This is a genomic window from Streptomyces galbus (assembly GCF_005280195.1).
In the GTDB taxonomy this organism is placed as follows: domain Bacteria; phylum Actinomycetota; class Actinomycetes; order Streptomycetales; family Streptomycetaceae; genus Streptomyces; species Streptomyces galbus.
On the sequence record NZ_SZPR01000015.1, the window covers coordinates 185,910 to 204,865 of the forward strand.

General features: G+C 73.3%; 25 protein-coding genes. 13 read left to right on the forward strand and 12 right to left on the reverse strand.

The annotated features are described in order from the left end of the window. Nucleotides 1-62 precede the first annotated feature (62 nt). From E4U92_RS19255 to E4U92_RS19265, 3 genes are read right to left on the reverse strand one after another with little or no spacing between them, the layout of a single operon-like run. Nucleotides 63-662: a dihydrofolate reductase family protein gene (locus tag E4U92_RS19255; RefSeq protein ID WP_137301668.1), complete on the reverse strand. Its 600-nt coding sequence runs from the start codon at nt 660-662 to the stop codon at nt 63-65. Further along, the gene (locus E4U92_RS19260) at nt 659-1,507 is read right to left on the reverse strand and encodes a metalloregulator ArsR/SmtB family transcription factor (RefSeq protein WP_137301669.1); all 849 of its coding nucleotides are present in this window, start codon (nt 1,505-1,507) and stop codon (nt 659-661) included. The genes E4U92_RS19255 and E4U92_RS19260 overlap by 4 nt, the downstream gene beginning before the upstream one ends. A 33-nt stretch (nt 1,508-1,540) precedes the next feature. After that, a complete protein-coding gene (locus E4U92_RS19265) occupies nt 1,541-1,906 on the reverse strand; it encodes a cupin domain-containing protein (RefSeq protein ID WP_137301670.1) in 366 nt (121 codons plus the stop codon). A 177-nt stretch (nt 1,907-2,083) separates the two neighbouring features. On the opposite strand from E4U92_RS19265, the gene E4U92_RS19270 reads away from it, so the two are divergent. Continuing rightward, nucleotides 2,084-2,479, forward strand: a complete 396-nt coding sequence (locus E4U92_RS19270) for a hypothetical protein (RefSeq protein WP_229862969.1) — start codon at nt 2,084-2,086, stop codon at nt 2,477-2,479. A gap of 38 nt (nt 2,480-2,517) precedes the next feature. Here E4U92_RS19270 and E4U92_RS19275 read toward each other — a convergent pair whose 3' ends face one another. Next, entirely contained in the window at nt 2,518-3,024 is a 507-nt protein-coding gene (locus E4U92_RS19275) for a TspO/MBR family protein (RefSeq protein WP_137301671.1), read from the reverse strand. 214 nt (nt 3,025-3,238) lie between these two features. Between E4U92_RS19275 and E4U92_RS19280 the strand changes: the two genes are divergently transcribed. From E4U92_RS19280 to E4U92_RS19290, 3 genes are all read left to right on the forward strand, one after another. Then, a complete protein-coding gene (locus tag E4U92_RS19280) occupies nt 3,239-3,559 on the forward strand; it encodes a WhiB family transcriptional regulator (RefSeq protein WP_137301672.1) in 321 nt (106 codons plus the stop codon). 59 nt (nt 3,560-3,618) lie between these two features. Continuing rightward, nucleotides 3,619-4,824 carry a PP2C family protein-serine/threonine phosphatase gene (locus E4U92_RS19285; RefSeq protein ID WP_137301730.1) on the forward strand — a complete coding sequence of 402 codons (1,206 nt, stop codon included), beginning with the start codon at nt 3,619-3,621 and terminating at the stop codon, nt 4,822-4,824. A gap of 117 nt (nt 4,825-4,941) precedes the next feature. Continuing rightward, nucleotides 4,942-5,271: a DUF3140 domain-containing protein gene (locus tag E4U92_RS19290; protein ID WP_137301673.1), complete on the forward strand. Its 330-nt coding sequence runs from the start codon at nt 4,942-4,944 to the stop codon at nt 5,269-5,271. Between the two features lie 52 nt (nt 5,272-5,323). Here the strand turns inward: E4U92_RS19290 and E4U92_RS19295 are convergent, their stop codons facing one another. Next, complete coding sequence (locus tag E4U92_RS19295; RefSeq protein ID WP_137301674.1) at nt 5,324-6,127, reverse strand: SDR family NAD(P)-dependent oxidoreductase; 804 nt, start codon at nt 6,125-6,127, stop codon at nt 5,324-5,326. A 488-nt stretch (nt 6,128-6,615) separates the two neighbouring features. Here E4U92_RS19295 and E4U92_RS19300 point away from each other — a divergent pair, with 488 nt between their 5' ends. Beyond that, nucleotides 6,616-7,269, forward strand: coding sequence for a DedA family protein (locus E4U92_RS19300; protein WP_137301675.1), 654 nt, complete (start codon nt 6,616-6,618; stop codon nt 7,267-7,269). Between the two features lie 153 nt (nt 7,270-7,422). On the opposite strand, the gene E4U92_RS19305 is transcribed toward E4U92_RS19300, so the two are convergent. From E4U92_RS19305 to E4U92_RS19315, 3 genes are all read right to left on the reverse strand, one after another. Continuing rightward, nucleotides 7,423-8,088, reverse strand: a complete 666-nt coding sequence (locus E4U92_RS19305) for a hypothetical protein (protein WP_137301676.1) — start codon at nt 8,086-8,088, stop codon at nt 7,423-7,425. Between the two features lie 161 nt (nt 8,089-8,249). Beyond that, nucleotides 8,250-9,107 carry an alpha/beta fold hydrolase gene (locus tag E4U92_RS19310; protein ID WP_137301677.1) on the reverse strand — a complete coding sequence of 286 codons (858 nt, stop codon included), beginning with the start codon at nt 9,105-9,107 and terminating at the stop codon, nt 8,250-8,252. Next, a complete protein-coding gene (locus E4U92_RS19315; protein WP_137301678.1) occupies nt 9,104-9,508 on the reverse strand; it encodes a DinB family protein in 405 nt (134 codons plus the stop codon). The genes E4U92_RS19310 and E4U92_RS19315 overlap by 4 nt, the downstream gene beginning before the upstream one ends. Nucleotides 9,509-9,761: 253 nt before the next feature. Between E4U92_RS19315 and E4U92_RS19320 the strand changes: the two genes are divergently transcribed. Further along, the gene (locus E4U92_RS19320; protein ID WP_137301679.1) at nt 9,762-10,649 is read left to right on the forward strand and encodes a prohibitin family protein; all 888 of its coding nucleotides are present in this window, start codon (nt 9,762-9,764) and stop codon (nt 10,647-10,649) included. A 381-nt stretch (nt 10,650-11,030) separates the two neighbouring features. Here the strand turns inward: E4U92_RS19320 and E4U92_RS19330 are convergent, their stop codons facing one another. Beyond that, a complete protein-coding gene (locus E4U92_RS19330) occupies nt 11,031-11,423 on the reverse strand; it encodes an MFS transporter (protein ID WP_229862970.1) in 393 nt (130 codons plus the stop codon). A 63-nt stretch (nt 11,424-11,486) separates the two neighbouring features. Between E4U92_RS19330 and E4U92_RS19335 the strand changes: the two genes are divergently transcribed. The 4 genes from E4U92_RS19335 to E4U92_RS19350 all read left to right on the forward strand — a co-directional run bounded on the left by E4U92_RS19335 (nt 11,487) and on the right by E4U92_RS19350 (nt 13,430). After that, entirely contained in the window at nt 11,487-11,834 is a 348-nt protein-coding gene (locus tag E4U92_RS19335) for a dihydrofolate reductase family protein (protein ID WP_137301681.1), read from the forward strand. Between the two features lie 53 nt (nt 11,835-11,887). Then, on the forward strand, nt 11,888-12,394 hold the full coding sequence (locus tag E4U92_RS19340; RefSeq protein WP_137301682.1) for a hypothetical protein: 507 nt from the start codon (nt 11,888-11,890) through the stop codon (nt 12,392-12,394). A gap of 132 nt (nt 12,395-12,526) precedes the next feature. Further along, on the forward strand, nt 12,527-13,141 hold the full coding sequence (locus E4U92_RS19345) for a ParA family protein (RefSeq protein ID WP_229862972.1): 615 nt from the start codon (nt 12,527-12,529) through the stop codon (nt 13,139-13,141). A gap of 22 nt (nt 13,142-13,163) precedes the next feature. Then, nucleotides 13,164-13,430, forward strand: coding sequence for a hypothetical protein (locus E4U92_RS19350; protein ID WP_137301683.1), 267 nt, complete (start codon nt 13,164-13,166; stop codon nt 13,428-13,430). A 37-nt stretch (nt 13,431-13,467) separates the two neighbouring features. Here the strand turns inward: E4U92_RS19350 and E4U92_RS19355 are convergent, their stop codons facing one another. Then, a complete protein-coding gene (locus E4U92_RS19355) occupies nt 13,468-14,013 on the reverse strand; it encodes a CGNR zinc finger domain-containing protein (RefSeq protein WP_137301684.1) in 546 nt (181 codons plus the stop codon). A 106-nt stretch (nt 14,014-14,119) separates the two neighbouring features. Here E4U92_RS19355 and E4U92_RS19360 point away from each other — a divergent pair, with 106 nt between their 5' ends. After that, nucleotides 14,120-14,566, forward strand: coding sequence for a VOC family protein (locus tag E4U92_RS19360; RefSeq protein ID WP_137301685.1), 447 nt, complete (start codon nt 14,120-14,122; stop codon nt 14,564-14,566). 2 nt (nt 14,567-14,568) lie between these two features. Beyond that, entirely contained in the window at nt 14,569-15,468 is a 900-nt protein-coding gene (locus E4U92_RS19365; protein WP_137301686.1) for a pyridoxamine 5'-phosphate oxidase family protein, read from the forward strand. Nucleotides 15,469-15,506: 38 nt separating this feature from the next. Here E4U92_RS19365 and E4U92_RS19370 read toward each other — a convergent pair whose 3' ends face one another. Together E4U92_RS19370 and E4U92_RS19375 are read right to left on the reverse strand one after the other, a co-directional pair. Beyond that, on the reverse strand, nt 15,507-16,715 hold the full coding sequence (locus tag E4U92_RS19370; protein ID WP_373311615.1) for a phospholipase D-like domain-containing protein: 1,209 nt from the start codon (nt 16,713-16,715) through the stop codon (nt 15,507-15,509). A 119-nt stretch (nt 16,716-16,834) separates the two neighbouring features. Then, the gene (locus E4U92_RS19375; protein ID WP_137301687.1) at nt 16,835-18,061 is read right to left on the reverse strand and encodes an alpha/beta hydrolase family protein; all 1,227 of its coding nucleotides are present in this window, start codon (nt 18,059-18,061) and stop codon (nt 16,835-16,837) included. Between the two features lie 146 nt (nt 18,062-18,207). Between E4U92_RS19375 and E4U92_RS19380 the strand changes: the two genes are divergently transcribed. After that, nucleotides 18,208-18,954, forward strand: a complete 747-nt coding sequence (locus E4U92_RS19380; RefSeq protein WP_137301688.1) for a DUF6461 domain-containing protein — start codon at nt 18,208-18,210, stop codon at nt 18,952-18,954. Nucleotides 18,955-18,956 lie beyond the last annotated feature (2 nt).

The window sequence follows — 18,956 nt, forward strand, 5'->3', positions numbered from 1 at the left end:
CGTCGCTCCTCTGCGTCGCCCGGTGTCCCGTGGACGGAGCGACAGGGTCGCCGTGGGCGGCCTCAGCGGACCCGGTCGTAGACCAGGGCCGTCTCGCCCAGCTCGCCGACCTCGTGATGGGTCAGTTTCCAGTGGGAGTCGGGCAGGCCGTCCTCGAACAGGCGCTGTCCGCCGCCGAGGACCTCGGGGACGACGATGAGGTACAGCCGGTCGAGCAGGTCCGCCGACAGCAGGGCCTTGATGACGCTCGCGCTGCTGTTGACGAGGATGTCCCCCTCGCCGGTGCTCCTGAGGTCGGCCACGACGTCCGCGGCGGGGGCGTTCACCAGGCGGGTGCGTTCCCACGGGGCCTCGGTGAGCGTCGTCGAGAAGACCACCTTCTCCGTGTGGACGAGCCACTTGGCGTAGCCGCGGTCCCGCGGGTCGGCCTCCTCGCTGTCCGCGACCGTCGGCCAGAAGCCCAGGAATCCCTCGGCGTTGACCCGGCCGAGGACGGCCGTCGTCGCGTTCTCCCAGATGCGGGTGAGCTGGTCCCGCGCCACCTCGGTGGTCACGTACGGGACGAACGCGCCGAAGTCGGCCGCGCCGCCGGGGCCGTTGTAGCGCCCGTCGAGGCTGAGGACCAGGTTGGCGGTCACCCTGCGGGCGGTGGAGTCGGTCATGTCGTGCTCCTTCTGCTGGTGCTGTCGGTGTCGGCGGCGAGGGCCGCCGTGAGCCTGTCCAGGCTCTGGCCGAAACCGATCTCGATCCCCGCGACGAAGTCCGCGGAGTCGACGGTGCTCTCGGCGAGCCGCCAGTGGACGTCCAGGTCGGTGGTGCCGCTGCCGGTCGGTGTCAGGGCGAGGTCGACGTGGGCGGTGAAGGCGGGGCTCCCGTCCGGGAGGACCGGAGAGAGCCGGTAGGTCAGGCGCTCGCCGGGGCGTGCGTCCTCGACGATCCCCTCGGCGCGTCCGGCGACCGGTCCCGAGCCGTCGGTGTCCTCGGCGTCGCGGTACTCCTGGACGATCCGCCCGCCCGGCCGCGCCTCGAAGACCAGGTGGTGCATGCGGAGGTCGTCGGGCGTCCACCAGTGGGCCAGCAGGGGCGCCTCGGTCAGGTGGCGCCAGACCAGCTCGGCCGGCGCCGCCAGCGAGCGGTGGAAGGCGAACGAGCGCCCGTCGGCCCACCCGGCCTCCTGGGCTGCGGACCGCTCCGCGCTCAGGCTGCGCCCGTAGCGCTCGTACGTCGTGTCCGCACCGCCGCTGCGGTCCGCGGCGTCGGCGAGCCGGAGGAGCGCGGCGGCCAGGTCGCGCAGCGGGGCCGCGTCGAGCGCGTAGACGCGGCGCTGTCCAGAGCGCTGGGAGCTGACGACGCCGGCCCGCTCCAGGGTCTGGAGGTGCTTGGTGGTCTGCGGCTGGCGCGCCCCGGCGAGTTCGGCGAGGACCCCGACCGGGCGCGGCCGCTCGGCCAGCAGGTTGACCAGCCGCAGGCGGGCCGGGTCGGCCAGGGCGGCGAGGAGTGCGTCCATGCCCCGTAGTATTCCTCGCCGCGAATATTCGTGTCAAGGAATAGATCGGTAGCCCGGGACGGAGGGCCAGCGGACCGTCAGCACCACCGACTCCTCCTCCGCACACCAGGAGTGGTCGACGCCCCGGCCCCACACCACGTAGTCGCCCTGCCGGGACAGGAGGACGCTGCGGCCCGGCAGTTCCACCCGGAACCGCCCGCTGATCAGGACCAGCAGCGCAGTGCGCTCCTCGCCGGTCACCCACTCGGCCCGCTCGTCGCCCTCCGGGTGGACGCCCCACTTGATCTCCACGGCCTCGCTGTGCCGGGGGTCGGAGGCGTCCTTGAAGTGCCCCAGCAGCCAACCCCGGTCCAGTGCCGCGTCACTGCCCGCATGGCCCACGTACACGCTGTCGTCCATGGCTCGGAAGGTAACAGCGGCCTGTCCGGCAGGCCGGGCGGGACGCCGTCCCCGCGCCTTCGTCGGCCGGCCGGGCGACCGCTGCAACCGGGGCGGCCCCCCGGGCCGAAGAGGTCACGACCGGGTGCGCGGGCCGGGTCGGCCCCGTCATCCGCACCGGCTGCGAAAGGACAGGTCATGAGACTGCGTGACGAGTTGCCGGTGGACCACCGGCTCGCGACCGTGTACCGCTACGGCGCCGGGCTGTGCGGCGTCGTCCTGCTGGTGTTCGGCGTCCTCGGCTTCGCCGACCAGCTGCGCCCGCTCGACACCGACGGGTCCAGCGTCGCGGGGATGTCGACCAACGGGCTGCTCATCGCGACCTTCGGGATGTACGGGCGGGTCTCCGGCGGACTGACCCACGACAACCCCTGCTGGCGCCGCCGCCACCCGCGGGAGGCGGCCCGTGAGTCGCTCGACGCCCGGCGCGGACGGCTCCCGCACGCCGCGCTCGCCGCGGTGCCGACCGGGCCGGCCGACATCGCGGGGCGGGACGGGACGCCCCGCTCCCCGGCGCGCCGGGGCCGACGGTGACGGCACCCGCCGAGGGTGGCGGCCCGGGCCGACGGCGGTCAGCGGTTGCGTCGTACCAGCGAGGCGTTCAGGGCCGTCGCGAAGCCGCACCAGGCGGTGTACGGCAGCAGGGCCCGTGCGGCCGTGCGGTCGACCTGCGCGGTGCGGCGCAGGAGGTCGGCGTTGGCGAGGTCGAGCAACAGGGTGCCCACCAAGCCGGCCCGCGGGCTGCGGCGGCCGAAGAACAGCCGGTTCCAGCCGGCGTTCAGGGCCAGGTCGACCGCGAGGCTCGCGGCGAGCCACCGGCGCCGGCGGGTGTCCCGGGTGCGGCCGAGGGCGTGCCCGGCGGCGTAGGCGACGGACGCGTACAACGGGGTCCACACGGCGCCGAAGCTCCACGGCGGAGGCTGCCAGGGCGGTTTGCGCAAGGCGCGGTACCAGGCGCTGTCGGCGTCCACCGCGCTCGCGCCCACCGCCGCCGCGGCCGTCACCGCGGCGGACGCCGTCCCGTAGCGGAGCAGCGCGGGGGAGGAGTGGTCGGCGCGGCGCGTGTGTGTCGGTCTCATGCTCCGCGTGTGCCCCTGCCCGCGGGTCCTCTCACGCGACGCGGTCGGCCGCGGCCACTCCCGGACCACCGCGAATCCGCACAAACGCGTGGATATATCCCCCTACCGGTGGGTAAGATGTCGGTTCCCCCTGCCGGGTGCGCGGCGACGTCACGACACGTGCCGCGTCGTCAGCCTGGGCCCACGGGCCCGAGAGAGCCGGCAGGGGCGAGCGATGGCCGAAGCGTACGGATGCCCGACCACACCACCTCACTGGCGCGACCGCGCGGCGTGCATCGGTGAGGATCCCGAGATCTTCTTCCCGCTGTCCGACGGCCTCGCCGCGGGCGCGGACGCGCGGGCGGCCATGGCGGTCTGCCGCCGCTGTCCCGTACTGCTCGACTGCCGCTCCTGGGCCGTCGAGCACGGCGAGGACGACGGTATCTGGGGCGCCACCACGGCCGCCCAGCGCCGCGCGCTCCGACGCGCCGGCGGCGACACCCTCGCGTCACCCGTCCACGTGCGGGGGGAGGCGGGTGACACCCAGGACGAGTGACGGCATCGCGCATCCCGGGCGGCTCCAGCGGGCACGAGGAGACGGACTGGGAGGTGCACGTGAAGGGTGAGGAGCCCTTGGGGCTGGACGAGATCCTGAGAGCGGCCGAGGACGCCGCGCCCGGGGAGTCGGTCGACGTGGTCGCCCGGAACCTGGAGAAGCGGTTCTCGGCGTCCGAGGTGTCGTTCTGGTTCGTCGACATGCTCGAACGGGAGGCCGTACGACTCCCGCGAGCCGGCACGTCCGGTGAGCCACGCGGAGCGGTCGAGCGAACGCCGCTGAGCGGCAGCGTGTTCGACCGCGTGTTGCGCTCACAGCACCTGCACCAGGAGGACGACGGCGAGGGCGGCTGCCGGATGGTCGCTCCGGTGACGAACCGCGGCGACTGCATCGGGGTCCTGGAGCTGCGGGTGCCCTACACGGACGACGCCGTACGCGAGGGGGTCGCCCAGGCGGCGCACGCGCTCGCCTACATCGTGGTCACCGACCGGCGGTACACCGACCTGTACCACTGGGGCCGGCGCACCACCACGGTGAGCCTGGCCTCGGAGATCCAGCACCAGCTCCTGCCCTCGGCCGCCTGCTGCGAGGCCGCCCAGTTCACCCTCGCCTGCGGCCTGGTCCCCGCCGACGACATAGGCGGCGACACGTACGACTACGCCCTCGACCAGGAGATCCTGCACCTGTCGGTCACGGACGCCATGGGACACGACACCGCCTCCGCGCTGCTGGCCACGCTCACCGTGAACGCCCTGCGGGGGGCCCGGCGTGCCGGCGCGGGCCTCCTGGACCAGGCGCGGGCCGCCCACGAGGCGATCATCCACCACGGCCACGGCATGACGACCGGGCAGTTGCTGCGCGTCCGACTGGAGACCGGCGCCTGCGAGCTGGTCAACGCCGGACATCCCTGGCCGTTGCGACTGCGGGACGGCCGGGTGGAGGAACTGTCCCTCAGGATCAACCTGCCCTTCGGTGTCCGTTCACCGGTCGCCTACGAGGTGCAGCAGCTCGCCCTCGAACCGGGTGACCGCTTGGTGCTGCTCACCGACGGCATGCGGGACCGTGCCGCCGCGGCGGTGGACCTGCCGGCCCTCATCCGTGACACGCGTGACGAACACCCCCGCGAGGTGGTGCGGGCGCTCACCGCGGCGGTCCACCACGCCTGTGGGGGGTCCCTGCAGGACGACGCCACGACGCTGGTGCTGGACTGGCGCGGCGGCGGAGACGTCGAGCGCCACAGCAGCGGCGGCTCGAACAGGACGTGACACCCCGGTCGGTCCTCGCCGGGTTCTCCCCGCGCCCCTGAGCTGCGCGGCGGACGAAAAGCCCGCAGGCTGGAGGTCGGCCGTTGCTCCGACCGCGCCGACAGCGAGGGAGATCAGGTGGACGACAACGAGCGGAAAGAGACCTGGGACGACTTCCGCGAGGTGGTCAACATGACACCGGGCGCGCTGGAGAAGTGGCTGGACACCGACGAGTCGCGCGACGCCGGGCAGCACAAGGACGGCGAGTCCACCGGCCACGCCTCCGGCCGCCGGATCGTGGAGATCCTCCAGGCCAAGAAGGGCGACCTGACCGACGACGACTACCAGCACATGCGCAAGGTCGTCGGCTACGTCCGGCGGCACCTCGCCCAGCGCCCCTCGGGCGACGTACGGGACACCCGCTGGCGGTACTCGCTCATGAACTGGGGCCACGACCCGCTGGCTTGACGTGCCGCGCGGCCGGCGGGCGGGGGCGGGGCCGCCGAGCGGCCGCCGCGGGTCAGCCCGCCCGGCGCCGGGCCGCCGCGCGGATCGCCCCCTCGGCCTCGGCCAGGCCGTCGACCAGGGCCGGGTCGTCCAGTCCCGGTACGCACACCACCCGGCCGGTGCCCAGCGCCGCGAGTGACGCGTCGACGACCTGGTCCACCGGCATGCCGCCCTCGTCGTGCACGGCCTGGTCCCGTCCCGGCACCGGCTCCTGCCCGCGGGAACGGTGGAACTCGGTGGCGGTCAGCCCCGGGCACAGCACCTGGACACGCAGCGGTGTACCGGCCAGCTCGGCCGCGAGGGTGCGGGTGAAGGTGACGACGTAACCCTTGGTGCCGCCGTACACCGCGCGCTCGGGCAGCGGGTGCGGCGGCAGCGAGCCCGCGAAGGCCAGCTGCGAGGCGACGTTGACGACGGTGCCGGCACCCCGGGCCAGCATGCCCGGGACCGCGGCCCGGGTGAGGGCGGTGACGGCCAGGACGTTGATGTGCAGCACCTTCGCCAGGAGGTCCGGTTCGAGCTCGGCGAACGGGCCGTACCCGTTGATCCCGGCGTTGTTGAGGAGGAACCCGATGTCGTCACCCGCCGCCCGGTCCACCACCCGGGCCAGGTCGCCGGGCACCGACAGGTCGGCCACCAGGGTCTCCACCGAGGTGCCCGTCTCCTCGCGCAGCCGTCGGGCGAGGTCGTCGAGCCGCTGCGCCCTGCGGGCCACCAGGACCGTGTCCCAACCCTGCGCGGCGAGGCGCTCCGCGTAGGCCGCACCGATGCCGGAGGAGGCGCCCGTCACCAGGGCCGTACCGCGTCGTGTGCTCACCTGTGTGCCGCCTTTCACCCTGCTGACCTGCGGTGTGTGCGTACCGCACACCGTTGTACCAACCAACCACCGGCGTGCCGGACACGGGGTCGGTGCGCCGCTCGACGAGTTCCCCGCCGCGGACCGGTCCGAACGGCGGCACGACCGGCACGACGACCACGGACCCGTAGGAAGGTGCGTAGGCTTCCGTACGGCGAGTGCGGGCCCCGTGCCGGCCCGCTCCGGCTCTTCGAGGTCCTGTCTGGTACGACGGCCCGGTGGACCGGCGGAAGCGGCATCGGGCCACCCAGGACGGGTACTGCGCATCCATCAGGACATGCGCGGGGAAATCTCGGAGTTGACGGCGTGAGGATCGTTTTGCGGGGCCGGCCGAGGACGGCTGCCCTTGGTGCAGCTGTGTCACGGACCGGCTCCGGCGGGCGCCCGTGCCCGTATCCGTTCGGCCGGCCGCGGTGGGCCAGGGGGTCCGCGGTGCTCAGGAGGCAGCGGTGAGCGCGGGGCCGGGGCTGCCCGGTGCGCTGGCGCATCTCGAGCCGCTGCTGGACAAGGGCGGTTACCCCGCGCTGGCGCTGCTGGTCGGCCTGGACAACGCGCTGATCCCCGTCCCCGGGCAGACGATGCTGGTCATGGCCGCCGTCTACGCGGGGACCGGCCGGATGAACGTCGTCGCCGTCGCCCTGGTCGCGTGGGCGGCCGCCACCGCCGGCGCAGAAGCGACCTACCTGCTGGGGCGCCGCCAGGGCAGTGCGCTGATCGACCGCTACGGCCACCATGTCCGTCTCACCCCGCAGCGCTACGCGCGCGCGGAGACCTTCTACCGGCGCCGCGGCACGAGCATCGTCTGTGCCGCCCGCTTCGTGGACGTGCTGCGCCAGACCAACGGTCTGCTCGCCGGCGCGAATCACCTGCCCCATGCGTCGTTCTCCGCAGCCAATGCGGTCGGCGCCGCCGCATGGGCGGGTGCATGGACGGCGCTCGGCTACGGAGCCGGCACGAACATCGGCCCCCTGTATCGCGAGGCCGTGCGCTACCAGCTCCTGCTGCTGCCCGCCCTCGCCCTGCTCCTCGCCTTCGTCATCGCCCGCGTGTGGTGGAAGCGCCGTCACCGGCAACCGCAGGACCGTGCGTCGGCCTCCCGATGAGACGGTCCAGCCGACGAGGGACGGGCGGGTGAGTCGTCGCCCGCGGACCGGACCGACGCCGACCGCGAGATCGTCGCCGGCAGGTGGTCGACGGGAGGCTGGGGCGGCTGCGGACCGGGGCTCCGTGGCGCGATCTGGCTCCGTGGGTGCGGGTCAGGACTGCAGGGTGGGCGCGGTGGCGGGCGTACGGCGGGCCGAGCTGCGGTAGGTGGCGACGCTCACCGCGAGCAGCCAGTAGCTCAGCAGCGCACCCATCAGGGCCGTGCTGCCCCAGCCGTTCGCCGCGTAGAAGTGCGCGGGCGTGTTGCCGAAGAACAGGGACGGCACGAACGCCAGGTTCACCGCGGCGAGCACGTAGGCGGAGCGGGCGGTCCAGCGGGGGAGCAGATGGGCGCGGGTGATGCCGTGGCCGACCGCGGTGAGGAACAGCGCGAGCAGCAGGCGGCCGATGGAGCCGTAGAGGATGTACGTGCCGCTGACCGTGATGGTCGGGTCGATCGGGTGATCGGCGGCGATGACCGCGCCGGCCTCCAGCCCACTGGAGACCAGGGTGACCGTGGCGTAGACCAGCCCCGTGGCGAAGGCGATCGTGCCGACCCATTCGTGGGCGGGGGCCACCTGCTTGACCAGCTCGCGGAAACCCGTGACGGACAGGATCAGTCCGCCCAGCGCAACGATGCCGATCAGCAGGCGCGCGAGCACGTTGGCGTCCGGCGGCGGCCCCGAGTAGAGGAAGTACAGGGGCACTTCGACGATGAAGCAGACCGCAGCCGCGATGCCGGCCAGTCCCGTCAGGCGCCTGGCGAGGATATCGTTCATGTGGTTCCCCCGAAGTGAGTGCGGCCGGTGCCGGGTCCGGCGTCCGTGTGACGCCGACGAGGAAGACTCTCCCGCGTGCGCCGCGCCGCGTCGCTGGGCCTGGACACCGGACCGGGGGTGGGCCTGCGGACACTCCTGGAGGGGCACCCCACGGCGGCCGGTCACGGCTCGGCGTGACCGGCCAGCCACTCCAGGGCGCTGACCGCGCTGTTCAGGACCGAGAGGTGGCCGTCGTCCGGGCGGAGCCGGAGGACCGCGCCCGGGGTGCGGTCGGCCAGCCAACGGGCGTGGGCGCTCGGCGCGATGCGGTCCCGACCGCCGTGCAGCAGGAGCAACGGGCAGGTGACCGCGCGGGGGTCGGCCCCCCAGGGGCGCACGTAGGCCAGGTCGTCGTCGATCAGCGCGCCGGGACCGTCGGCCAGGGCCGGGGCCACCACCTCCTCGAACCAGGACCAGTCCCCGGCGAGCGCGGCATGGTCGGCGGCCGTGAACATCCCGGGGTCGTAGAGCGCCTCCGCCTCGTGGCGTTCCTTCGCCGCCCGGCCCGCCGCCGCCGCGGCCAGGGAGGCGCGGCCGGAGGCGTGCATCCCGGCGAACCAGTCGAGCCCTTCCGCGTCGTACGGCGCCAGCCCCGCCACGCACACCGCGCCCAGCACCCGCTCCGGCAGCAGGGCCGCGCAGGCCAGGGCGTGCGGTCCGCCGCCGGAGTGGCCCATGACGGCGAACCGCCCGACGCCCAGGGCGTCGGCGACGGCGCGGACGTCGGCGGCCGCCGACGCGACGGACCTGCCGGGCAGCGGAGTGGAACCGCCGTAGCCGGGGCGGTCGTAGGAGATCCAGCGGATGCCGAGCCGCCGGGAGGCGGGCAGCAGCGGCGCGGGCGGGCTGCCCACGTTGGGTGTGCCGTGGTGCCAGACCACCGTCAGCCGGGCCGGACCGTCACCCGCCCCGATGTCGTAGACGTGCAGGCGGCGGCCGTCGGGGGTCGCGAGGTCGGTTTCCGAAAAGGTGGCGCTCATAGGGGTGTTGATCGTCCTGTCGGTTTCGGGTGTCGGGCGGCGGGCAGGGCGCGTCGGCCGAACAGGGCCAGCAGTCGGTCGGTGGGGTGGCCCGGGCGGGGCGGGGACAGGGGAGGGGCGAACAGGTCGGTGCGGTCCACCCCGTCGACGACCAGGGGAGCGTGGGCGAGCAGCGCCTCGACCAGGGTAGGCGGCAGCGGAGTGCGGCACCCGGTGGTCTGGTTGATGTCCCAAGCGTGCAGGGCGAATTCATAGCTCGCCGGCAGGGCCGCCCAGTGCGCGCGGGCCGCGTCCCGGGGGAGATCGGAGTCGGCGAGGTGCCGCACCAGTGTGGCGAGGTGCGCCCCGATTACATCCTCGACGACGTGGCGGACGACGCCCGCCCGACGCGCGGAAGCCACGGTGCCGGATCCAGGTACGCGTGTACGCCCGGTCCTGTTCCGTCTGTCTCACTGAGGTGACCGGCAGTCACGACACCCTGATCGTGCACGTCGACCAGTGGAGTCCCAGGACCTCAGCCTCCCGCCGATGCCGCTGAAGACGGTATGCACGGGTGCACCGCAGTGATGTCAGGGCGTCAACTTCGGTCGCTACGATGCGCGCTGGGGTCGCGTCCCAGAGGGGTGCGGGAACGTTTTTCTGAGGGGATCACCTGTGTTCGTGCTGTCCATCGTGCTGCTCATAGCGGCCGCCGTCCTCTTTCTCGTCGGTCGCCACCGGGAGGTGACAGGCTGGAAGCTCGGGGCGGTGCTCAGCGGCGTGGCGGGGCTGCTTGCTGCGACGTTCGCCTGTGTGCATGTCGTGAGTGCCTACGAGGTCGGCGTCCCGGTGACCTTCGGGAAGACCGGTACGCCGCTGACGTCCGGCGTGCACTTCAAGTCGCCGTTCACCGATGTCACGTCCTTCTCGACGCGTCCGGTCGATCTCGATCTCAACGGCAAGGACGTCGTCGAGGTCCGTTCCTCGCAGGGCGGTGTGCTGTACGCCGACGTCACCATCAAGTGGGCCGTGATGCCGGGGGAGGCGGTCGAGCTGTACCGGCTGGCGGGCAGCGAGGAGGCTGTCGAGCAGCGGCTGGTGCTGCCCGATGCCCGCGAGATCATTCGCAACGTCTTCGCCAAGCACACCAGCGAGGAGGGGTACGCCTCCGCGCGCGAGCAGATCGGCTCCGAGATCGCGGACCTCGTCAAGGAGCGTCTGGCGCCGCGCGGGATCGACGTCACGACCGTCAACTTGCGCAATGTGCGGCCCTCGGACAGGCTGCAAGACCAGATCGACAAGAAGATCCAGCAGGAGCAGGCCACCGAGCGGGCCACGGAGGCGGCCCGTACGGCCAAGGCGGAAGCGGAGCGCAAGCGGATCGAGGCGGAGGGCGTCGCCGCCGCCAACAAGATCATCGAACGTTCGCTCAGCGACAAGGTGCTGTACAACCAGTGCCTGGATGCCTACAGGGAGGCCGCAAAGGCCAATCCGGTCTACGCAGTGCCCTGCGGCACGGATGCCAACGGCACACCGGTCATCGTGGACAGCGGCAAGAGGTGACAGCAGGCGCCGAGAGAAAGCTCGGCCGTGTTCCCGCGCGCTGCATGCGGCTGACCGAACGGGAGGCCCGGTCCTGCCCTCCCCGCGCCGGGCGGAGCGCAGGGCCGTGTCGGTCTGGTTGCCGTTCGAGCCGCACAGAATGGGTCGGTGTCAGCGGTTGAAGGTCAGGGGCGGTGCCGCGTTGCGGGCCAGGCCGTGGACCTGGTCGGGCCACCGGGCGCCGGCGGGCGGGTCGACGATCCCGTATTCGGGGTCGACGGTGCCGCCGGTGCCGCGGGTGCAGCTGCCGTCGGACTCGCCGGGCAGAATTCTTCGGTGGAGGGGAAGGTGGAGACGGTCTGGGACGGCTGTGCCGTGCCCATGGCTTCCCGCGGCTCACGATCACTCATGCTCGCTGCTCCCGTTCACGACCAGACGAAGCCGGGGTCCGTCCCCACACCGTCCGTCGAACCGCCGTCCCCGGTACAGGGCCTGAGCGAGAGCAACGAGGTAGGCACCGCGCGCTCTGGGCACGCTGACGAACCCGTATCCGGGGCCGCCACCGAGCCAGCATCGCAAGGCGGCGGCGAACAGCAGCAGACCCGACAGGTAGGCCCGCTTGCGGCCGATCCGGTCGCCGAACTCGGCCGCCGGGATGAGCAGCCCGGCGAACCCGAGCCCGAACGCGTTGACGGTCCACTCCAGATCGGCCATCGAGGCGCCCAGGTCCCGCCGGATCGTCTCCAGCGCGGTGGCGACGACGAGCTGGTCCAGGGCGACGACGAGTCCGGCCACCGCGGTCAGTTCCCCCGCCAGTGGCCGGCCGCGTCGGGGCCGTACGCCGAGCACATCAACCCCATGAAGAAGTACGTGTTCTCCCCCACCCTCCAGGAGGAGGACTGGACGAACACGAGCGTGGTCGCGGGCGACCCCGCGCAGGCCGTGGCCGCGCTCAAGGACACCCCTGGAGGGGACCTGATCGTCTACGGGCACGGCCGGTTCGGCCAGACCCTGTGCGACGCCGGCCTCGTCGACGAGCTGACGCTGACCGTCGTGCCCGTCTTCGTCGACGGCGCCCCGTACCACCGGCCCGGCGCCCTGCCCCGCTCCTGGGAGCTGGTCGGTGCCGGCCCGGGCCACGACCCCGGCCTCGCGGTCTTGACCTACCGCCCGGCGGAGCCCGGGGGAGCGGGGAGCGGTTCCTGACCGGGTACGTTCGACCCCGTGCCCCGTACCCTTGCGCCCCGCCGGGCGGTCCCATGAGCGGCTGGTGGTCCTACCTGGAGGAGCGAACCCGCCGGGAGGTCGACGAGGACGTCCTGCGCGACGCGGCGCTCGGGGCGATCAGGACGGTGTGGGAGGCGCTGCGCCCTCTCGGGCTGGGCCTGCGGGAGGCGGAGCAGGTGGTCGAGGCCCGCTACGCGGCCCTCGGGGACCGGGTGCGGCGCAGACCGCCCGACCCGCTGGACGTCGCCTCCCTCGCGGAGCGCGCCGCCGCCCTCCCCGGGCGTGTGGCGGCGGTCGAGGCCCTGTGGGGCGGGGACACGTTCCACGACTGGTTCGTGGTGCTGGTCGCCGTGCTCGACGACCCGGCGGGTGAAGGCCACCTGGCGACCGTGTACGGCAGCAGCGGCGGCCGGCCCCCGGCGACGGCCGCGGCCGAGGCCGGCCGTGCCCTGGCCGACCACCTGGAGGTGCCGTTCCACTTCGGCTCCCCCCGCACCCCCGACGACGAAGCCCCGCGCTGGCGCGACCTCCGCGGCTGACCCGGGGCGCCCGGACCGGTGGCCCGCCGCGACCGGCCCCCGGGTGAACCGGGGCGGCCTCCCCGCGCGGCGGGCCGCGCCCTCCGGGTGGAGCCCCCTACGGTGGCGGACGTGCTGCTGAGCTGTGCATTCGTGAATCTGAAACCCGGCGTGGGCAAGACCACCAGCGCGGTGTGGCTGGCCCATGCCCTGTGCGCGATGGACGTGCCGCCGTTGCTCGTCGACAGCGACCCCGCCGGTTCGGCGCTGCGCTGGAGCGAACTCGCCGGCGGTTTCCCCTTCCCCGTGGTCGCCCTTCCCGTGGGCGACGTACACCGCTGTATCGACGACTTCTTGGGCGGGCGGCAGGCCGTGGTGCTGGACGCGCCGCAACTGGAGGACCACGCCCGCATCGCCCGCGGCGTGATGCGCCACGCCGACGAGTGGATCGTGCCGGTCACCCCCGCGCCCATCGAGCTGGACCGGATGGCGCCCATCCAGGCCGAGATGGGCGAGGTGCAGTCGCTGCGCGCCGAGCCGGCCCGCACGGCGGTGCTGCTCAACCGCACCAACCGCCGGGAGTCGACCCGCACCGGTCCGGACGCCGACGCGCGGGAGGTGCTCGCGGAACGGGGCTTCGACGTGCTCGACACGCAGATCGCCCGCCTCGACCTGTACTCCCAGTCCTTCGGGGGCCCGGTCCAGGTCGAGAACACGGCCTACATGGACCTCGCCGGCGAACTCCTCAAGCGCCGCGAAGGCGCGTGAACCCCGAGCGTGAGGAAGGCGTATGAACCAGCGCAAGGACAACTACCGCGCGGCCCTGCGGCGCGAGCCGGTCGAACCCCCGCCGCTCGCGCCCCGCGTCACCACGCTGAGCAACCGGTACGTGCGGGTCACCATCGAGCTGGACGCCGACGTGCAGCGCCGGCTGGACCGGTGGGTGACGCCGGCGGCCACCCTGGTCACGGGTACGGCGAGGACCGCGCTGAGCGTCGTCGCGGCGCTCACCGAACGGGTGCCGCCGTCGGACTCCGGGACCCGCGGCCGACCTTGATCTCCCGGACCGGGCGGCGGGTCCGCCGCCCGGTGCCTCAGCCCTTCGAACGGGCGTAGTGCCGGGACGCCTTGGCCCGGTTGCCGCAGCCCGCCATCGAGCACCAGCGGCGGGTGCCGTTGCGTGACGTGTCGAAGAAGTGCAGGATGCACGCCTCGTGGGCGCAGGGGCGGATGCGGTCCGGGGCGGTCGCCAGCAGCTCCAGGTAGTTGCGCGCGGCCAGCCAGGCCGGACCCCACGCCGGGTCGCCGAACTCCGGTACCTCGCCCGGCCCTTCGGCGGTGAGCGTGGCCCGGATCCGGCCGTGCCCGAGGACCGCGTCGACCGCCGCCCGGCCCTCCTCGTCGCCGGTGCCGGCTACGGCCCGCAGCAGGGCGTCGCGCGCCTGGAGCAGGTGGCGCAGCGTCGCCGCGTCCGCGGGGAACCGGCCGTCGCCCAGCCCGTTCGCGTCGAGCCAGAGCGCGAGCCCGTCCAGGTCGCCGAGCAGGTCCTGGACCACGCCGTCGCTGTTCCATCGGGTGTTGAGCAGGTCCAGCGCGAGCGGCTCGCCGGTCAGGGGGCGCGGGTCGTGGGGGGCGGATATGACGGACTCCTTCCGGGCTAACCACTGAATCGTACGTGACTGGTTGACTCTCCTCTATTCTAACCCCTAACGTGTCGGTCAACGGTTATATCTGTGAGGGAGAGCCATGACCACCATGCGCACCGGCCACGTCGGCCTCAACGTCACCGACCTCGACCGCTCGCTGGCCTTCTACCGCGACGTCCTGGACTTCGTGCTGGTGGGGGAGGGCAAGGAGGAGGGCAGGCGGTACGCGTTCCTCGGCGACGGCGAGAGCCTGGTCCTCACGCTGTGGGAGCAGGCGGGCGACGCGTACGACCCGGCCCGCTCCGGGCTGCACCACCTCGCCTTCCAGGTCGAGTCGATCGAACGGGTCACGGCGTACGAGCAGGCCCTGCGCAGGCGGGGCGTCGACTTCGCGCACGATGGTGTCGTCGCCCACCGCGAGGGGGCGGCGTCCGGCGGCATCTTCTTCCACGACCCCGACGGCATACGGCTGGAGATCTCCGCGCCGTCCGGCGCCGAGGGCGCGCCCGCGCCGCACGAGTCCGCTCCGACCTGCGGTTTCTTCTAGTCATGGGAACCCGGACGGGGATCTACCACGAGGGCTCACGTGCCGTGCAGGACCGGGCCGGGGTCCGCGACCTCGCCGATCACGTGGGTCGGGCGGTCGGCGACGGCATCAAACCGGTGGCGGCGGCCTTCCTGGAGCTCCAGCCGCTGCTGGTGCTCGGCGCGGCCGCCCCGGACGACGGGCGGGTCTGGGCGTCACCGCTGGTCGGACGGCCCGGTTTCGTCCGGGCGACCGGCCCGCGCCAGATGTCCGTGACGGGCCGGCTCCGGCCGGGAGACCCGCTCGCCCGTGCCCTCGCCACCGACGGCACGCCGGTCGCGACCATCGCCCTGGACCCGCGCACCCGCCGCCGCATGCGCCTCAACGGCGAACTGCGGACCACCGAGGCGGGGTTCGCGGTGACGGCGCAGCGCGTCTTCGCCAATTGCCCCAAGTACATCCAGCGGAGGGAGTCCTACGAGCTGCTGCCCGGGCGGGCCGCCGGTGCCCCGCGGCACGGCCACGAACTGACCGACGCGCAGCGGGCGTTCGTCGCCTCGGCCGACACCTTCTTCCTCGCCACCGTGCACGACGGGCGGGCGGAGGTGAGCCACCGGGGCGGACTTCCGGGCTTCGTACGGACCGGCTCGGCACGCGAGCTGACCTGGCCGGACTACGCGGGCAACGCCATGTTCCTCACCCTGGGCAACCTCGCCGTGGACCCCCGTGCCGGCCTGCTGTTCCTGGACTGGACGACGGGCACCACCCTGCAGGTGACCGGAGAGGGGCAGACGCGGTTCACGGCGGACGGGGAGCGCCGGGTGCGCTTCACGGTGTCCGAGGTGATCGAGACGCCCGGCGCGGTGCCGCTGCGCTGGTCGCCACCGGAGCCCTCGCCCGCCAACCCGCCGGTCACGACGTAGCGTTCACCGTCGGGATGTGACAGTCCTGGTCGTGTCCGTCACAGGAACCGCCGGATCGGGATGACGGCGGCCTCCTTGGCGCGCTGCCGGACCGGCCGGCGCTTCCACCGTTCGAGGTCCATGTCCACACTGCGCTCCACGTCGGCGTCGTAGTCGGCGTCCAGCGTGGCGGTGAACCGCTCGTCCAGGACCGCGAGCATGACCTCCTCGTCGTGGTCCATCGACCGGCGGTTGAAGTTGGTGGACCCGATGAGCGAGGCCACCGAGTCCACGGTGATGATCTTGGCGTGCATCATCGTCGGCTGGAACTGCCGGATGCGCACGCCCGCCTCCAGCAGACGCCGGTAGTAGTGCTGGCCGGCGAGCCGGCAGGCACGCTGGTCGGTGTACGGGCCGGGCAGCAGGATCTCCACCCGCACGCCCCGGCGAGCGGTGCGGCACAACAGGTCCACGAAGTACGGGTCGGGCGCGAAGTAGGCCGTGGCGAGGCGGAAGCGCTCCTCGGCGGAGGTCAGCATGACCCGGATCAGGGTCTGCATGTCCTGCCAGCCCAGGCTCGCCGAACCGCGCACCACCTGGACGACCGACGAGCCGGGCTGCGGATGCTCGGTGAACCGGTCGCGGTCGTCGAAGAGTTCGTCGTGGCACTCGGCCCAGTTCTGGGCGAACGCCGCGGCGATGCCGTCCACCGCCGGGCCCCGCACCTGGACGTGGGTGTCCCGCCACTCGTCGGGACTACGGGCGTCGCCGCACCACTCCTCCGCGATGCCGACCCCGCCGGTGAACGCCGTGTGCTCGTCGACGACCAGCGCTTTGCGGTGGCAGCGGTGGTTCTGCTTGAACGGCGACAGCCAGACGGGCTTGCGGAACCAGGCGACCTGCACCCCGGCCTCGTCCATCAGGTCCAGCAGGTCCGGCTCGATCTCCTTGGCGCCGAACCCGTCGAGCAGCAGCCGCACCCGCACGCCCGCCCGGGCGCGGTCGGCGAGGGCGGCGGCGAAGTCGCGGGCGATCTGGCCGCGCCAGTACACGAACGTCATCATGTCGATCGTGTGGCGGGCCCCGCGGATCGCGTCCAGCATCGCGGGGAAGATCTCGTCGCCGTTGCGCAGGGGGAGCAGCTCGTTGCCCTCGGTGGCGGCCACGCCGATCAGCCGCTCCAGGCGGCGACGCAGACGTTGCTTACGGGCCTCCGCGTCGAGTTCGCCACGCGGGGCGGCGGACGCGGGTATGCCGTCGAGGATCACGCGGACTCTCCTGGCAGGTCGAGGGGACGGGCAGTGCGGCCCGGCCACCGGCCGGACCCAGAGATGCGGATGCCCACCAACCTCGGCCTCACGCCGCCGGCTCCCCTCGCGGGAGGACGTCAAGGGCCGCGGTCCGGCAGGTGGTCGCCGAGGAAGTCGAGCAGGGCGTGGTGGGTGAGGCGGCGACCGGTGGGCTGGCAGTGCCCGTTCGCGCCCTGCGCCTCGGTGAACCCCAGGATCTGCTTCTCCTGGGGCAGCAACGCGTAGAGCTCGCGCGGCTGGCCGGGGAAGAACTGCTCGTCGTCCGGGTCCAGCACCAGCAGCGGGGTGGTGATCTGCCCGACGACATCGCGCACCTGGTAGCGGCGCACCTCGGTGAGCAGGTCGTAGAGCGTGTCCGCGGCGTACGGCCTGCTGCGGAAGGCGAGGGTCCGCATGCGTGCGGGGTCCGCGTGCGCCCCGACCGCGGCATCGAACTCGTCCTTGCGGCCGGCGTCCAGCAGCGCGAGCAGCGGCTCGGGCAGGGCCGCTGTCCAGGAGGCGCTGACGTCCACCACGCCCGGGTCGGCCACCGCCGCCCGCAGCCGGTGCTCGAAGGCCAGAGCGCGGGTGATCCAGTATCCGCCCTGGCTGATGCCGTAACCCACCAGCGCGTCCCCGTCGACGTCGGACCGCAGCAGCAGCGTGTCCAGGACGGGGGTGAGCACGGCCTCCCAGTCGTGGCGGAAGGGCACTTGGTGCTCGAAGAGCATCGACTGCTGGCCCGGCCCGTCGAACAGGAACGCGTTCCATCCTCGGGCCAGGGCGTCCGCCGCTCCGTAGCTCAGCAGACTGGGCAGCGTGCCGTCGCTGCCGTTGGTGACGACCAGCGTCGGGCGCGCGGCGCCCGAGGCGTCGGGACGCAGCAGGTACCCCGGCATGGGCCGGTCCTCGTACGGCACCTCCACGCGCACGTGGCTGCCGGCGGACGCGTCGACGAACCGGTCCCAGCAGGCGCGGTGCGTGCGGAACGTCGGGAGGAGCACCGACTGGTCGGCCATGCCGTCGACGAAGACCAGCGCCTTGCCGTGGTACTGGGACGCGGCCACCAGCGCCCAGCGCGCCGTGTCGACGTGCCCCGCCTCGAGAGCCTCGTCGCCGCGCGCGGAGAGGTCGGCGGCCAGCCCGGTCCAGGCGTCGAACCAGCTGTCCGGATCGCCGTCGGTGATCCGGTCGATCGTCGCGAGCACCAGGCCGACGTCCCCGACGCCGCACGCCGCCGCGCCCAGCATGATGCGGGCCTCGTAGTCGAAGTCGGCATCACGGAACAGGCCGCCCGGTGCGGTGATGCGTCTGCGGTGGTCCATCCGCGCTCCAGGGTGGCGCCGCGGGGGGCTCCGGTATGCCCGGGTCCGTCCCTCCGACGATAGCTCCGGCCCTGCCGCCCCGCGCGCCCAGTGCTGCCGCGGACCGCCGGCACGGGCTTGTCGGTGGGGGCGGCCACACTGGGCGCATGACCTCGGTGACCGCAGACGAATACGCCTGGATACGTTCCTCCCCGCTGTTCCGGCACGCGCTGGAGGTCGGGTACACCCTGGCGCTCGTGCGCGGTGTCGTGCCCGCGGAGGTGCTGCGGGTGATGGGGGCGGAGCCCCACGGCAGTTGCTCGGGCGCGGAGGCGCTCGTCGAGGAGCAGGACGAGCTGTTCGACGCGGCGGACGACGGGGACGAGCCCTTCCTGGCGGGCGCGTTCGGCGTACCGGGCGAGGGGGGCGACTGGACGCTGGTCCTGCTGCTCGGGGACGGGGGCACGGGGATACGGCCGCACGTCCTGGAGGCGTTGTCGGCGGGCGGACGGGCCGTCGCGCACACCAGCAACGGCGGCAAGCCGATGCACTTCTTCCACTGGTACGAGGACGGGGAACTGCGGACCACGTTCGAGTGGCCCACGGCGAGGTCGGGCAGCACCCCCGACGCGCTCAACTCCGTGATGAGCGAGGTGGGTTTCGACCTGCCGCAGGGCGACGGGGCCCCGGCGGGCGGGGACGGCCGCGACGTCGACACCAAGGCGGCCACCTTCGCCCTGGCCGAGCGGCTGACGGGGGTCGGGGTGACGGAGGACCTGCTCGGGGGTGCCGAGTACCTCCTGGGCCGCGTACCCGAGGAGCCCGCGGAGGAGTGGACCGGCATCGTCATCGACATCGCGGACGCACAAGGGGGGCGCTTGTGTCGGGAGTTCCCGCGGGAGGGGGGCGGGTGAGC